At 43.6% G+C, this 15,195-nt stretch carries 11 protein-coding genes; 9 read left to right on the top strand and 2 right to left on the bottom strand.

From position 1 onward, the window contains the following. Positions 1-23 precede the first annotated feature (23 nt). Positions 24-1,904 carry a trypsin-like serine peptidase gene (locus PR795_RS16545; RefSeq protein ID WP_154630359.1) on the top strand — a complete coding sequence of 627 codons (1,881 nt, stop codon included), beginning with the start codon at positions 24-26 and terminating at the stop codon, positions 1,902-1,904. A gap of 83 nt (positions 1,905-1,987) precedes the next feature. On the opposite strand, the gene fdhD is transcribed toward PR795_RS16545, so the two are convergent. Next, positions 1,988-2,818, bottom strand: a complete 831-nt coding sequence (gene fdhD, locus PR795_RS16540; RefSeq protein WP_036966985.1) for a formate dehydrogenase accessory sulfurtransferase FdhD — start codon at positions 2,816-2,818, stop codon at positions 1,988-1,990. Between the two features lie 175 nt (positions 2,819-2,993). On the opposite strand from fdhD, the gene fdnG reads away from it, so the two are divergent. From fdnG to fdoI, 3 genes are read left to right on the top strand one after another with little or no spacing between them, the layout of a single operon-like run. Further along, on the top strand, positions 2,994-6,041 hold the full coding sequence (fdnG, locus tag PR795_RS16535) for a formate dehydrogenase-N subunit alpha (protein ID WP_154630360.1): 3,048 nt from the start codon (positions 2,994-2,996) through the stop codon (positions 6,039-6,041). An 11-nt stretch (positions 6,042-6,052) separates the two neighbouring features. After that, on the top strand, positions 6,053-6,997 hold the full coding sequence (gene fdxH, locus PR795_RS16530) for a formate dehydrogenase subunit beta (RefSeq protein ID WP_006663242.1): 945 nt from the start codon (positions 6,053-6,055) through the stop codon (positions 6,995-6,997). After that, a complete protein-coding gene (fdoI, locus tag PR795_RS16525) occupies positions 6,994-7,650 on the top strand; it encodes a formate dehydrogenase cytochrome b556 subunit (protein WP_006660603.1) in 657 nt (218 codons plus the stop codon). The genes fdxH and fdoI overlap by 4 nt, the downstream gene beginning before the upstream one ends. Before the next feature lie 231 nt (positions 7,651-7,881). Here fdoI and PR795_RS16520 read toward each other — a convergent pair whose 3' ends face one another. Further along, a complete protein-coding gene (locus tag PR795_RS16520; protein WP_006660601.1) occupies positions 7,882-8,535 on the bottom strand; it encodes a YoaK family protein in 654 nt (217 codons plus the stop codon). 312 nt (positions 8,536-8,847) lie between these two features. On the opposite strand from PR795_RS16520, the gene fdhE reads away from it, so the two are divergent. From fdhE to PR795_RS16495, 5 genes are all read left to right on the top strand, one after another. Beyond that, positions 8,848-9,783, top strand: coding sequence for a formate dehydrogenase accessory protein FdhE (fdhE, locus tag PR795_RS16515; RefSeq protein WP_006663241.1), 936 nt, complete (start codon positions 8,848-8,850; stop codon positions 9,781-9,783). A gap of 31 nt (positions 9,784-9,814) precedes the next feature. After that, positions 9,815-11,206 carry an L-seryl-tRNA(Sec) selenium transferase gene (gene selA / locus PR795_RS16510; protein ID WP_272516955.1) on the top strand — a complete coding sequence of 464 codons (1,392 nt, stop codon included), beginning with the start codon at positions 9,815-9,817 and terminating at the stop codon, positions 11,204-11,206. Continuing rightward, entirely contained in the window at positions 11,203-13,071 is a 1,869-nt protein-coding gene (gene selB / locus PR795_RS16505; protein WP_181480406.1) for a selenocysteine-specific translation elongation factor, read from the top strand. The genes selA and selB overlap by 4 nt, the downstream gene beginning before the upstream one ends. Positions 13,072-13,143: 72 nt before the next feature. Next, positions 13,144-14,802: an LTA synthase family protein gene (locus tag PR795_RS16500; RefSeq protein ID WP_036978802.1), complete on the top strand. Its 1,659-nt coding sequence runs from the start codon at positions 13,144-13,146 to the stop codon at positions 14,800-14,802. Between the two features lie 65 nt (positions 14,803-14,867). Continuing rightward, positions 14,868-15,195, top strand: a 328-nt coding sequence (locus PR795_RS16495; protein WP_272516954.1) for an SDR family NAD(P)-dependent oxidoreductase, incomplete at its 3' end; no start/stop codon positions are given.

Genomic DNA, 15,195 nt, shown 5'->3' with positions numbered 1-15,195 from the left:
TTCTAAAATAGAAAGGATTTAAAGTGGGTACATATCAAGATTATATTTCTAATGAAAGAGTTAATATTAGTATTATTAAAGAAAATAATAAAAGTCGAGTTCATGCACTCTATGTTGAACGAGAGAATTCATCATTTTTAAATCTTATTTTTTCAAATATAAATTTACCATCCAACGCATTTGTGGAGTTTGAATATGGTGAAAATATATTACAGAGAGAATTTTTCCATAATGTTGATGAGCCAGCTATTTTTATTCCAGGTCAATCGGTAAATATTCGTGTTATTTTACCTAAAGCTTCTTATTTAGGTCATGACTATTCATTGACGTTAAGTCATGTTTTACATGATAGTAATCCAAAGGTCATTATTGGCGAAGATGAGCGAAAACCCTATATTTGTTATGAAGGGACTCAAATTGCCGCGCATGGGCTGTCGTGTGCGGCAGCGAAAGTTGGCGGTCGAGCATCTTGTTCACTTATCGGGAATAAAAACCATCTACTGACGAACAACCATGTTGTCGAAAGCGACCCAGATTTAGAGAATGGTGAAATTTGGTTTAACTGGTTTAATGAATCTTGTGATTCGACATCCCCAGCGACTGAACCTGTGCGCTTAAAGCCGGGAAAAGTATTAAAACATGGTGTTAGCATTGGTGATTATGATTATGCACTGTTTACACTGGATAGTTTTGACTATGTTTATTCCAATGTAAAAGCACTGTTTGGTGGGTTAGCATTAAGTCAAAATAACCCTGTAGAAGGGGATAAAATTTATATACCTCAATATGGTGACGGTGGATTACGACCAATGCATATTGGCGATATCAAAGATGGCGAATATGCTGAAATATTAACCGTCATTAATGATGGGAAAAAAATAACCTACAATGCAGACTCTCAAGGTGGCTCATCTGGTTCTCCGGTTATTTCACGAGAAACACATGAAGTTGTCGGACTGCATTGGGGGGGAAGTAATGTCAATGTGGGAGTTTCAGCTCAAAACTTGAATGCAGAAATAGGCAGTTTAATTGAAAATAGTAATATACCGGTAATTGGATTAGGTAATGTATTATCAACTAATTTAGAATTAACGCCAATTAATGCCTCTGAAACAACAATTCCAATATCATTAGGTTCTGATAGTTATATTGAGTTTTTTGATACCGTTAAAATAAAGAATGAAGAAAATCACTCTTTATTAACTGTTGGGGCTATTAATTTAATCACACAGAAAATATTTCCAATTACCTTTAAAGCCAGCTTAGTCAGTGGGGAGTATCAAATTCATCTTGAGGATAAAAAAGTGACTGGTGACGTTACTTTGAAAATATTTGATATTGATCTTAAAGAAAATGGCGTAATAAAATCTTGGATTGTATTTAAAATATTAAATGGCACGGAAAATATCAAAAATCACGTTATTCGCGTTATTTTTGATAACTATGATCCTTACGATGCACCTTTTGAAATAGAGAGCGCGGACGTTTTAAACTTAAGTGTTAATCACGCTCAAAAAAATTGTGTTGATTATCAGATAAAAGAGCGTGATGACCATGGATTTGTTGCGTTATATCGTCATGAAGGTCCCACATTCTTGGTTTTGTATGAAACTGCATATTCTAAAGTCAGGGCATTATTAAAGACCGAATCGGGTGACGAGATATTCGTGAATCTTCGAGGATGGCGTGAAACGGACGGCTCCTCAGCTTCAATGAATACGACAAAAACGAGCGCATCGTCGAATAAATACGCCAAGCTTATATTAGAGTACCTCCCTGAAGATAATCCATATCTAGAATTAAAACAGGAGGTTTATGAAGGAATTATTCCATTACAGGCACGCTCATGGGATGGAGAGGCAAGTAAAAATATTTTAGTGAAAGTGTCGTTGGTTTCTGCATAAGAGAAACACCATCGAACAGTGCATTTATGGGTGCGAAAAAGTGAAACTATCTTTTTAATTTCTTTATAGTTTCACGTTTGGATTCAATCCCTCACCCGACTCGGATGGGTAAATACGGTGGCTTTACCTTGGCGGCAAAAACCCACTAGCGTTAAATTGGCCTTCTCGGCGACTTCAATCGCCAATGACGTTGCGGCTGAAACCGCAAACAGAATTTCCGCACCACAGCTTGCGGCTTTTTGTACCATCTCATAACTTGCGCGGCTAGACACCAAAATAGCGCCTTGTTGCCAGTCAGAGCGGCTTTTCATTCCCAGTAGCTTATCCAACGCCACATGGCGACCCACATCTTCGCATCCTCCAACGAGATGACCTTCAGGAGAAATCCATGCAGCAGCATGAGTACAACCTGTTAATGCGCCAATTTCTTGAACTGTCTTCAATTCTTGCAGGGCATTATCGAGGTAAGATAAGGAAAATGTTTGAGTGAATGGCAGCGGAGTGAGAGGTTTGAAAATCTCGTCGAGTTGTTCTGTGCCACAAATACCACAACCAGTTCGCCCTGTAAGATTACGCCGACGCTCTTTGAGCGCCATAAAGCGGCGGCTCGACAGCTCGATATGCACCTCAATACCTCGATGACAGCCTTGAACAATATCAATTCCGCGAATTTCATCACGGGATTGTATAATCCCTTCTGATAATGAAAATCCGACAGCAAAATCCTCCAGATCTTTTGGTGTCGCCATCATTACCACATGGGATATGCCGTTATAGACGAGCGCGATAGGGATTTCTTCTGCAACGAAATCATTAACCAGTGAACCGAGGTTATTTTTTTGTTGCACAGTTGTAGGGTGAACGCCGATCATTTTAGATAATCTAGAGTTATTTGTAGTATTTGTTTCATACATTAGATGAATTCCTATCACTAATGATACATAATATTCGATATGGGTAAAAAGAATTTACACCATTTATCAGGCAATGAACCTGAATACGTAAGGAAGACGTTGAATAAGAACAGTTTACCTCAAACTTGGTGATGAAGTTAGGTAAACATGAGCAATGTATATGAGGAGATCCCCCATGCAAGTCAGCAGAAGGCAGTTCTTTAAGATCTGCGCTGGCGGTATGGCAGGTACAACGGCAGCGGCGCTGGGTTTTGCTCCAGCAACTGCATTAGCCTCTACACGCCAGTATAAATTATTGCGTGCTAAAGAGACTCGAAATACCTGTACCTACTGTTCTGTCGGCTGTGGGCTGTTAATGTACAGCCTAGGTGATGGCGCGAAAAATGCGAAAGAAAGCATTTTTCATATCGAAGGGGACCCGGATCATCCGGTAAACCGTGGTGCACTTTGTCCTAAAGGTGCAGGATTAATCGACTTTATCCACAGTGAAAGTCGACTCAAATATCCAGAAGTTCGCGAACCAGGCACTAACGAGTGGAAACGCATCACTTGGAACGACGCGTTTGACCGCATCGCCAAGTTAATGAAAGAAGACCGTGATGCAAACTTCGTTAAACAGAATAAAGATGGTGTGACGGTCAACCGTTGGTTAACCACCGGTATGCTGTGTGCATCAGCGGCAAGTAACGAAACAGGTTTTGTCACCCAAAAATTTAGTCGCGCCCTCGGCATGCTTGCCGTGGATAACCAAGCGCGTGTCTGACACGGACCAACGGTAGCAAGTCTTGCTCCAACATTTGGTCGCGGTGCGATGACCAACCACTGGGTTGATATTAAAAACGCAAACCTAGTCGTTGTTATGGGTGGTAATGCGGCAGAAGCGCATCCAGTTGGTTTCCGCTGGGCGATGGAAGCAAAAATCCATAACAAAGCCAAATTAATCGTAATCGATCCTCGCTTTACCCGTACTGCGGCTGTGGCGGATTTTTACACGCCTATTCGTTCAGGTACTGATATTGCCTTCCTGTCAGGTGTTATTAAATACTTGCTGGATAACGAAAAAATTCAACGTGAATATGTTGAGGCGTACACTAACGCTAGCTTAGTTATCCGTGAAGATTTCGGTTTTGATGACGGTCTGTTCACAGGCTATGACGCTGAAAAACGTCAATACGATAAAACGACGTGGAACTATGAGATGGATGAGAACGGCTTAGCGCTGCGCGATCCAACTCTGAAAAATCCGCGTTGTGTTCTGAACTTACTGAAAGAACACGTTAGCCGTTATACCCCTGAAGTGGTTAACAACATCTGTGGTACGCCAATCAAAGACTTCTTACAAGTCTGCGAATACATTGCAGAAACGAGCGCGAAAGACAAAACAGCGTCCTTCTTATACGCGCTGGGTTGGACCCAACACACCATCGGTGCGCAAAATATTCGTACCATGGCGATGATCCAGTTACTGCTGGGTAACATGGGTATGTTAGGTGGTGGTGTTAACGCATTGCGTGGACACTCAAACATCCAAGGTCTGACTGACTTAGGTCTGTTATCACAGAGCTTACCGGGCTACCTGACGTTACCATCAGAAAAACAAACGACCTTAGAAAGCTATTTAGCAGCGAACACGCCGAAGGCAACAGTTGCTGGGCAAGTGAACTATTGGGGTAACTACCCTAAATTCTTCGTTAGCTTAATGAAGACTTTCTATGGTGATAAAGCGCAGAAAGAGAATGACTGGGGCTTCGACCTGTTACCTAAGTGGGATCAGGGCTACGATGTTTTACGTTATTTCGACATGATGGATAAAGGTGAAGTGAATGGCTATATCTGCCAAGGCTTTAACCCATTAGCCTCATTCCCGAACAAAAACAAAGTCTCGAAATCACTTTCTAAGCTGAAATTCTTAGTGACTATCGATCCGCTGAATACAGAAACTGCAAACTTCTGGCAAAACCACGGCGAAATGAACGATGTGAAACCGGAAGAAATTCAAACGACCGTGTTCCGTCTGCCATCTTGCTGCTTCGCTGAAGAGAACGGTTCGATTGTAAACTCCGCGCGTTGGTTACAGTGGCACTGGAAAGGTGCGGACGCCCCAGGTGAAGCTATCAGTGATGGTGAAATCCTGTCAGGTATCTATCATCGTCTACGCCAAATGTACGCAGCTGAAGGCGGCGCGGCACCTGAGCAGGTTCTGAGCATGACGTGGGACTACCTTGACCGCGATAACCCAACGCCGGAAGAAGTGGCTCAAGAAAGTAACGGCTATGCGTTAGAAGACCTGAAAGATGCTGATGGCAATGTGATTGTGAAAAAAGGCGAACTGCTTAGCTCGTTTGCTCAATTACGTGATGACGGTACTACAGCAAGTGGTTGCTGGATCTTCTCTGGTAGCTGGACGCCGAAAGGTAACCAAATGGCTAACCGTGATAACTCCGACCCAACGGGTCTGGGTAATACATTAGGTTGGGCATGGGCATGGCCACTGAACCGCCGCGTTATTTATAACCGTGCATCCGCTGACCCAATGGGTAAACCGTGGGATCCTAAGCGTCAAATCCTTGAGTGGAATGGTAGCAAGTGGGTAGGTATGGATATTCCTGACTACAGCACTGCGGCACCAGGAAGCGGTGTAGGTCCATTTATCATGCAGCCAGAAGGTATGGGTCGTTTATTTGCGCTGGATAAAATGGCAGAAGGTCCGTTCCCTGAGCACTACGAACCAATCGAAACGCCGTTAGATACTAACCCACTGCATCCAAATGTGGTTTCAAACCCTGCTGCTCGTGTGTTTAAAGACGACTGGGCACAAATGGGTAAAGCGACAGAGTTCCCATATGTGGGCACGACTTACCGCTTAACCGAACACTTCCACTATTGGACTAAGCATGCGTTGTTAAATGCCATTATCCAACCTCAACAGTTCATTGAAATTGGTGAACGTTTAGCGAAAGAGAAAGGCATCGAGCAAGGTGATACGGTTAAGGTGAGTTCTAAGCGGGGTTACATCAAAGCGAAAGCGGTTGTCACCAAACGAATTAAAACCCTACAAGTGGATGGAAAAGACATCGATACCATCGGTATTCCAATTCACTGGGGCTTTGAAGGTTTAGCGGTGAAAGGCTTTCTTGCGAATACGCTGACACCTTATGTTGGTGATGCGAATACTCAGACGCCGGAATTTAAATCATTCCTTGTCAATGTGGAAAAGGTGTAAGGAGATAAATTATGTCAATGCAATCACAGGACATTATTCGTCGCTCTGCCACCAATTCCCTGACTCCCGCACCTCAGGTGCGGGACTATAAGGAAGAAGTTGCAAAGCTGATTGACGTCACAACCTGTATCGGCTGTAAAGCGTGTCAGGTTGCGTGTTCCGAATGGAACGATATCCGTGACAAAATCGGGACTAACGTTGGGGTGTATGACAACCCAACGGATTTAACCGCGAAGTCATGGACGGTTATGCGCTTCTCTGAAGTTGAAGAGAACGATAAATTTGAGTGGCTGATCCGTAAAGATGGCTGTATGCACTGTGCTGACCCTGGCTGTCTGAAGGCATGTCCATCAGAAGGCGCTATCGTCCAGTACAAAAACGGTATCGTGGATTTCCAATCTGAACACTGTATCGGTTGTGGTTACTGTATCGCGGGTTGCCCGTTCAACGTGCCACGCATCAACAAGGAAGACAACCGTGCTTACAAATGTACGCTGTGTGTTGACCGTGTTGAAGTCGGTCAAGAGCCAGCGTGTGTGAAAACATGTCCAACAGGAGCCATTCACTTTGGTTCGAAGGAAGACATGATTGGCATGGCTGGTGAGCGTGTTGAAGAGCTGAAAACGCGTGGTTATGCAAATGCAGGTTTATACGATCCGCAAGGTGTGGGTGGTACGCACGTTATGTACGTATTGCATCACGCGGATAAGCCGCAGTTGTATCATGGGTTACCTGAAAATCCGACCATCAGTCCAACAGTCACCTTCTGGAAAGGTATCTGGAAACCGATGGCAGCGGTAGGTTTTGCTGCAACATTTGCGGCGGCGATTTTCCACTATGTGGGAATTGGTCCAAACCGCGTCTCCAAGAAAGATGAAGAAGAGGCTCTAGAAGATTTGCATGATGCAATGTCATCTGACACTTCGAAATCAAAAGAAGGGGAGGATCAGAAATGATGCCAGATGATAACGACAAAATTATTCGCCACAAACCGATTGAAAGGATCAATCACTGGGCGGTTGTGATTTGCTTCTTGTTCACTGCCATCAGCGGGTTGGGCTTTTTCTTCCCATCCTTGAACTGGTTTATGAACATTTTAGGCACTCCACAGCTGTCTCGAATTTTGCATCCATTCGTGGGTACGGCGATGTTCCTGCTGTTCGTGTTTATGTTCTTCCGTTATTTTCACCATAACTTCATCAATAAAGATGATATCAAGTGGGCGAAAAATATCGGTAAAGTCCTGAAAAACGAAGAAGCGGGTGATGTAGGACAATACAACCTTGGTCAAAAAGGGGTGTATTGGGTCGTCACTATCTGCTTGTTGGCACTGGTTGTGAGTGGCGTGATTATGTGGCGTCCATTCTTTGCGGATTACTTCCCAATTCCAGTGTATCGCGCAGCGATTATTATTCACTCGCTGTCAGCTATTGGCTTGATCCTGATGATTATCGTTCACGCTTATGCAGCAATCTGGGTCAAAGGCTCAGTACGTGCGATGGTTGAAGGTTGGGTAACACGTGGTTGGGCGAGAAAGCACCACCCGCGTTGGTATCGTGAGCTGGTTGCTAAAGAGAAACAGCAGAAAGAGCAGCAAGAGAAAAACTAAGGGTTTTATCTCGATGAATCAAGCTCACAACTCTGTTGTGGGCTTGGCTTGCTGACAAAGAGGGATAAAAGCGTGGTTTTTCCCTCTTTGTGTTATCAGGCGAAAATCAATAAATTGATTTTCCTTGTTAATTTTACAATCCAAAAGAGCCATTTCCAAACCGAATGGGTTTGTCAATGGTCTGAGCCCACAACTCTATTGTGGGCTTTTTTATGGTGAAAAAGGGTTGGGTTAATCACGGATTGTAAAGCTATAAATCAGTGCACATCCCAAGAGAAGTAATACCGCAGAGAATCCGACGTACTGGTAATGAACGGATAACACCCCGCCGGCTAAGCCACCCGCAATAAACGAGAGTACCGCAAACAGTAAGACTTTTTTGCTACTGTCACCGGAGACGTTTTTCAAAAAGGCATTAATGCAGGATGTCGTCATACCAGTCACATAGGTTGAATGGATCCCGACAGTTCCCGCCTTATTAAAGTAACCATTCTGAATCCCCATTGATAAGCTAATGAGTAAAATGGCTAAGTCTGGGGAATATAACGGCTGGATGAAAAAGTAAACAATAAAAACACTGCTAAAAATTATAAATACCAGACCTAGGACAAAGCGGTATAACACAATTGCGCTATGCTTGAGCCTAACCCACGAACCCAAAAATGTTCCTGCAAAAAATCCTAATATGGAGATTGCAGAGAGGAGTAGCATACCAATATTCATTTTGGCGAGGTAAATCATACTGAGAATGCTATTTCCCGTCAGATGACCGGTAAAAACTTCAAATATGACAAATGAACAGGCATCGACAAATCCGCCAATAAAGGCAAGCAATAAAAAGAAAGGTGTGTGAGACTTCGCTTCGAAGTTAAATAATGACGTCATATTGTCACCTTATGTGCGGAGAAAGTGTATACCATTATATGCGGCAATCTAATCAACATCATGGAAATAACGGTATTTATATCAAATAAAAACACCCTAATATGAATTTGTTATTCCCTTATATAAGTAAGGGTTAATGACGGTGAATATTCGAGGGCTAGAGTAGCCTATCAGTGACTTTTGTTTTATCCTGACGGGTACAACGGCAAGACTTGCTGGTTAATCGAATATTTTCTTAGAGGCTTGCGGGGAAATGCGAATAGGCAATTTCTCGGAGTAAGTTGTTATAAAAAATATAAAAGAGAGAGAGCAATGGGTATTCGTATCGTCCCGAAAGAAGAATTAGGTCAAGAAAGATTAAAAGAGAAAGGCATCGGTTTTATTCCGCCTGTTTTATTCCCGAATTTAAAAAACCTTTACCAACGTCGTGCCGAAAGATTGAAAGAATTAGGCATTGGTGAGCATCCTTTTGCAGATTATCTGAACTTCGCCGCTGAAGTGGCAACAGCGCAAAATAATGCTCAACATGACAATCCATTAGAGATGGACATGGAAGCGGTTTTAGCTCGTGCAACGGCAACAAATACGCCACCATTAGATGCAAAAACGTTCCCTCGCACGGCACATTGGCACAAATTACTGACTTCAATCATTGCTGAATTGATGCCGATCGTACCGGATTCTGTACGTACTGCCCTTGAAAACTTAGAAAAAGCATCTGAAGCTGAACTCGAAGAGATGGCAACTGCGTTATTAAACGAACAGTTCGAAAAAGTCCCTGCGGATAAATCGATGTTTATCTGGGCGGCATTGTCTGTGTATTGGGCGCAGATGGCAGCAAATATTCCAGGTAAAGCGCGAGCTGAACATGGCGACCATCGTCATTTTTGCCCTGTATGCAACAGCATGCCAGTATCGAGCATTGTCCAAATTGGTACAACTCAAGGCTTACGTTATCTGCACTGCACGTTGTGTGAAACAGAGTGGCACATGGTCCGTGTGAAATGCAGTAACTGCGAACAAACTCGCGATCTGAACTACTGGTCACTAGATGATGAAAATGCTGCAGTGAAGGCAGAAAGTTGTGGTGACTGCGGCAGTTACTTGAAAGTGCTATATCAAGAAAAAGAAGCGAAAGTGGAAGCCGTGGCAGATGATTTAGCCTCGATCATTTTAGATGCACGTATGGAAGAAGAAGGTTTTGCCCGTAGCAGCATTAACCCATTCTTATTCCCCGGCGAAAAATAACCGTTAGCAGCACAGTAAGAGAAGAGTGACTATGGCTGAATCAAATGCCGCGCTATATCGTCAACTGCCAGCCATCGACAAGCTTTTGCAATTCGATGAAGCGCAAATATTGGTGGAAAAATCGGGTTTGCATTGGGTAACCGAATGTTTACGAGAAATGCAGGTACAAGCTCGAACGTCTATTGCACAAGACGGATGTTTACCGGATTGGCACGGTGATTGGTTAGCAGAACTTTCTGTTCGCCATGATAGGCTGCAACAAAGCGCATTAAGAAACGTCTACAATTTGACGGGGACAGTGTTGCACACCAATTTAGGGCGTGCAGTGATGTCCAATGCTGCGGTTCATGCAGTTTCGCAAGTCATGAGTTCACCCGTTACCTTAGAATATTCTCTTGATGGCGCAACGCGCGGGCATCGCGACCGCGCCATTGCTGACTTACTGTGTCAACTTACTGGTGCTGAAGATGCCTGTATTGTGAACAACAATGCGGCGGCTGTTTTACTGTTATTAGCGACGGTTGCCCAGCAGCGTGAGGTCATTGTTTCCCGTGGTGAGCTGGTGGAAATTGGGGGGGCATTCCGTGTTCCTGATGTGATGGCTCAAGCGGGATGCAAGTTAGTCGAGGTTGGTACGACTAACCGAACGCATTTACGGGATTATGAAAATGCGATTAATGACCAAACTGGGTTATTAATGAAAGTGCATACCAGTAACTACAGTATTGAAGGTTTTACTGCGGAAGTCGAAGGGGAAGCGCTGGCGGAATTAGGGCAAAAATACCAATTACCGACAGCGATTGATTTAGGCAGTGGTTCCATGATTGATATGACTGCCTATGGGCTACCCGCGGAGCCAATGCCACAAGCATATTTATCTCAAGGCATTGATTTGGTTTCCATCTCTGGAGACAAACTACTAGGAGGTCCTCAGGCGGGGATCATTCTTGGTAAGAAAAAATGGATTGATGCCATTCAAAAACACCCATTAAAACGTGCACTTCGCGTGGATAAAATGGTACTGGCAGCATTAGAAGCGACCCTGAAGCTCTATTTGACGCCGGAAAAATTAACTGCTGAACTTCCAACATTGCGCTGGTTAACGCGTTCTCAAGATACTATCAAACAGAGTGCCGACAATATTTTAGTGAAGCTACAAGCGTATTATGGCGACCGTTTTTTCGTGGAAGCGGAACCGTGTTTGTCGCAGATTGGTAGTGGTTCACTGCCCGTAGACCGATTACCGAGCTACGCCATTACGTTTGCTCCCCTTGATGGGAAAGGCGGCGGCTTAGAACGTCTTGCTAGCGATTGGCGTCAATTACCTCAACCCGTGATTGGTCGTTTAAAAGATGGCAAATTATGGTTAGACCTACGCTGTCTTGATGATGAACACGGATTAGTACAGGCTTTATTGTCATGATTTTTGCGACTGCGGGTCATGTTGACCATGGTAAAACATCCTTAATTCAAGCGCTGACAGGCGTTAATACGGCGCACTTGCCGGAAGAAAAAAAACGGGGAATGACCATTGATCTTGGCTATGCTTATTGGCCTCAGTCAGATGGGTGTTCAATCGGTTTTATTGACGTTCCTGGGCATGAAAAATTCCTCGCTAACATGTTGGCGGGTATTGGTGGTATTAACCACGCACTGTTAGTGGTCGCCTGTGATGATGGGGTGATGGCTCAAACCCTTGAGCACCTCGCTATTTTACGTCTTGCGGGCTGCCAAGCTATTACGGTTGTTTTAACGAAAGCCGACCGTGTTGATGCGCATCGCGTGGATGAAGTCATTCAACAAGTTCAATCAGAGCTGCGCCGTCAAGGTTGGTTAAATGCTCCCCTCTTTATCACGTCAGCCAGTACAGGATTAGGTATTGATGAACTGCGCCAATACCTACAACAGCTGCATCAACAACAAGATGCTGATATCGATTTGCAACGACGTTTTCGTTTAGCGATTGACCGTATTTTCCATGTGAAAGGCGCGGGGATTGTGGTAACAGGAACGGCGCTGGCAGGCAAAGTGAGTGTAGGTGAGTCTTTATGGGTCACGGGGGCAGATACCCCGGTGCGTATTCGTGGGATCCATCGCCAAAACCAAATGGCCGAGTTTGCGCAAGCAGGAGACCGTGTTGCACTTAACTTAACCGGGAATATCGATAAAGAGTCGATCACCCGTGGTGATTGGTTACTTGCAGAACAGCCTGCGTTTATTGCATCTCGTGTGATTGTGGAGCTCGCGTGTGATGCCCCACTCAAGCATTGGCAGTCAGTGCACCTTTACCATGGTGCTAGCCATATTACAGGGCGAGTCTCCTTGCTCACAGAAGTGGGCGAAACGCCGATGTTGGCTGAGTTGATTTTAGATACACCACTGTGGCTGGTGGATAACGATCGCTTAATTATCCGTGATATCAGTGCACGACAAACGCTGGCGGGCGCTCGAGTTATCCGCTTAGTCTCTCCGCGTCGTGGTAAAAGACAGCCTGAATTTCTTGATTGGTTATCCCGCCTGTGTACAACGAATGATGAGCTTACACAGCTGAACTTACAGCTACCCAGCGGTGAGCTAAACTTAAACAACTACGGTTGGGCGCGTCAGCTCACCCAATTCGCATTAAATTCGCTATTGGAGCAAGTGGCAATTGTGCGTGTCGGGGATGTGGTGTTGTCTGAGTTTAAAGCGCAGGTTGCCAAAGATAAGCTTATCCAATCCCTTGAAAACTTTAATGAAGTTCATAGCGATCAGATTGGCGTTGGTAAAGCGCGTTTAAAACGCATGGCATTACCCACGATGGAAGAAAACTTGGTCTTCAAACTGATTAACGATTTGATTGCCGAGGGAACTATAAAACAGACTCGTGGTTGGCTGCATATGCCGCAACATGGGTTAGTGTTTGATGCGAAACAACAAGAGATTTGGCGACAAGTGGAAGGGCTGTTTTCTCATCCTGAAGCACGTTGGGTCCGTGATATTGCGGTAGAAACAGGTCATGATGAAGACACGATTCGCCGCGTTTTGAAAAAAGCAGCGCAAATGGGACTCATCATTGCGATTGTGAGAGACAGATACTATAGCAGTGAACAAATTCGTCAATTTGCGCAGATTATTTTGCGCTATTGTACTGAGCATGAGGTGATTTTTGCCGCTGATTTTCGTAATGAGCTCGGTATTGGGCGTAAGCTCGCCATCCAAATTTTAGAGTTTTTTGACAAGAGTGGTTTCACTCGACGTAAAGAGGATGGGCATTATTTACGAGACAAAGGCATTTTCGTTGAATAAATTGTCGTGTTATCGTCGTTATAATGTTGGCTGTTTTATTAACCCTGATATTTTTTGAATTGTGGAAATCAAATGAATAAAAAACTAATTGCGAGTATTTATCTGGCGCTGATTTTTATTGGCTCGCTATTTTTAGTCTTTGAAAAAAGCGGCGTTATCTACCCAGGTCTGATTTCCATTTGTGTTTATGCTGTCATTTTTGGCGCCCTATTTACGCTGACAGCACGCTGGCTTTTCTCTGCAATTATCACAAGCACCCTGTTTATTATCATCAAAATGTTTAACCAGTTGAAAGTGCACTATTACAAAGAGCAACTTTTCTTCACGGACATTAATTTGATGACGGATACCTCTAACTTAGGGACATTAGGCCACTATTGGTTAGCGGGAGTGGCGGTTCTCGGATTATTTATTCTGCTTATCATCAATGGTGTGATCAGTTGGCGTTTGTCCACACCCTGCAAACGATGGATATCCCGAGTGGTGAGTGTGCTTATGATTGTTGTAGGGTATTTCGGTGCTGATTGGGCAAGTACGCATTACTTCGATAAATGGTCACAAACCTTACCTAAAGGGCGTGGTACAGTCACTAACTTGGTTATGTCTGCACAGAATGCAAAATATAAATCACCGCATTTTGTAGGCGATTCTAGCTATTTCGAACAAAAAGCCGCGAATATTTCTCTTGTGAATAACGTGCAAACCGAAAAGCCTGACATTGTATTGCTATTACAAGAATCTACAGTTAATCCAACAGTTTACGATTTGCCTGCGGGAACTAAATTGCCAGAATTATTTATGTTCCAGCAAGATGCTAATTTGGTTGCACACAGTCCGATGCGCGTACAAACCTTTGGCGGTGGTACGTGGTTATCCGAATTTTCGGCATTAACTGGATTAAATAGCGATGATTTTGGTGCACAAAAAAGTGGCGTGTTCTATTTTGTCGTTGACCATTTAAATAACAGCTTATTTAAAGAGATGAAAGCGAATGGCTATTATACGGTCGTACTGACGCCGTTTAATAAAGGGGCTTATCACTCTGGGCATGCATATGAAACCTTGGGGGTTGACCGAATTATTCAACCGCAGGAGTTGGGTTACCCAGGTAAGTTGCAAGATAATTTATGGACGATCAGCACGGAAGATATGCTGAAGTATGTGAAAGAAATTTTGGCACAAGAAACCGATAAACCGGTCTTTATTTTCTCTTTAACCATGTATGAACACGGACCTTATAAAGAGGGACACAGTGATGATTATGGGATTAAAGATAAACTTGATAATAAAGATTCAGCCGGTGAGTTTAGTCACTATATGGAAAAAATTGTCCACTCAGATGATGCTATTCGTGATTTTGTTGCGTTTATGGAAAAACGTCAACGTCCACTTATGTTCCTCTATTTTGGGGATCATCAACCGGGTATCAGTTTAAATAAATACCAGTCTCCATTCTCTTCACCTGCGTATACAACGCAGTTCACCTTACGAGATAATCTGAAATCAGGCACTTCAATAAAGTCGGGTGAATTAACAGATATTTCATTCTTAGGTGGAATGTTATTGGAACGTGCAAATCTCAAAGTATCACCGTTTTATGAAGCCAATATTAAGATGCGCCATTTGTGTGACGGTAAACTAAATGACTGTGAAGATAAGCAGTTACTCGATGGTTACCGCCACTATGTTTATCATGTGCTGGGTGTCGCCAATAAAGATGAGGCTAAGTAGTTTATCTCTAATTAATGCTAGAATATTGATAAACCATCATTTAATAACGAAAGAAGATAACAAATATGAAATATTTGGTCACGGGAAGTGCTGGATTTATTGGTTTTAGATTGTGCCAAAGACTGTTAGAAAATGGGCATGAAGTTGTCGGTATCGACAACATGAACGCTTATTACGATCAGGGTTTGAAACAGTCTCGCCTGCATATTCTTGAACAATATCCGCAGTTCCGCTTTATTCCTCTTGATATCACAGACCGTGAAAAAGTGTTGGTGCTGTGTACTCAAGAGAATTTTGACCGCGTTATCCATCTTGCAGCACAGGCAGGGGTACGTTACTCGTTACAAAACCCCTTTGCCTATGCAGACAGTAATCTGAATGGGCACTTGGCAA

The organism is Providencia sp. PROV209 (assembly GCF_028479485.1).
Classification (GTDB): Bacteria; Pseudomonadota; Gammaproteobacteria; order Enterobacterales; family Enterobacteriaceae; genus Providencia; species Providencia alcalifaciens.
The sequence above is the reverse complement of the archived record's forward strand: the minus strand, read 5'-3'. Positions and strand labels throughout refer to the sequence as shown.

Bases quoted from the DNA above. Each gene is read 5' to 3' on its own strand.
- fdhD (WP_036966985.1), bottom strand. From the start codon at position 2,818: ATGTATGAAACAAATACTACAAATAACTCTAGATTATCTAAAATGATC.
- fdxH (WP_006663242.1), top strand. From the start codon at position 6,053: ATGTCAATGCAATCACAGGACATTATTCGTCGCTCTGCCACCAATTCC.
- fdoI (WP_006660603.1), top strand. From the start codon at position 6,994: ATGATGCCAGATGATAACGACAAAATTATTCGCCACAAACCGATTGAA.
- PR795_RS16520 (WP_006660601.1), bottom strand. From the start codon at position 8,535: ATGACGTCATTATTTAACTTCGAAGCGAAGTCTCACACACCTTTCTTT.
- fdhE (WP_006663241.1), top strand. From the start codon at position 8,848: ATGGGTATTCGTATCGTCCCGAAAGAAGAATTAGGTCAAGAAAGATTA.
- selA (WP_272516955.1), top strand. From the start codon at position 9,815: ATGGCTGAATCAAATGCCGCGCTATATCGTCAACTGCCAGCCATCGAC.
- selB (WP_181480406.1), top strand. From the start codon at position 11,203: ATGATTTTTGCGACTGCGGGTCATGTTGACCATGGTAAAACATCCTTA.
- PR795_RS16500 (WP_036978802.1), top strand. From the start codon at position 13,144: ATGAATAAAAAACTAATTGCGAGTATTTATCTGGCGCTGATTTTTATT.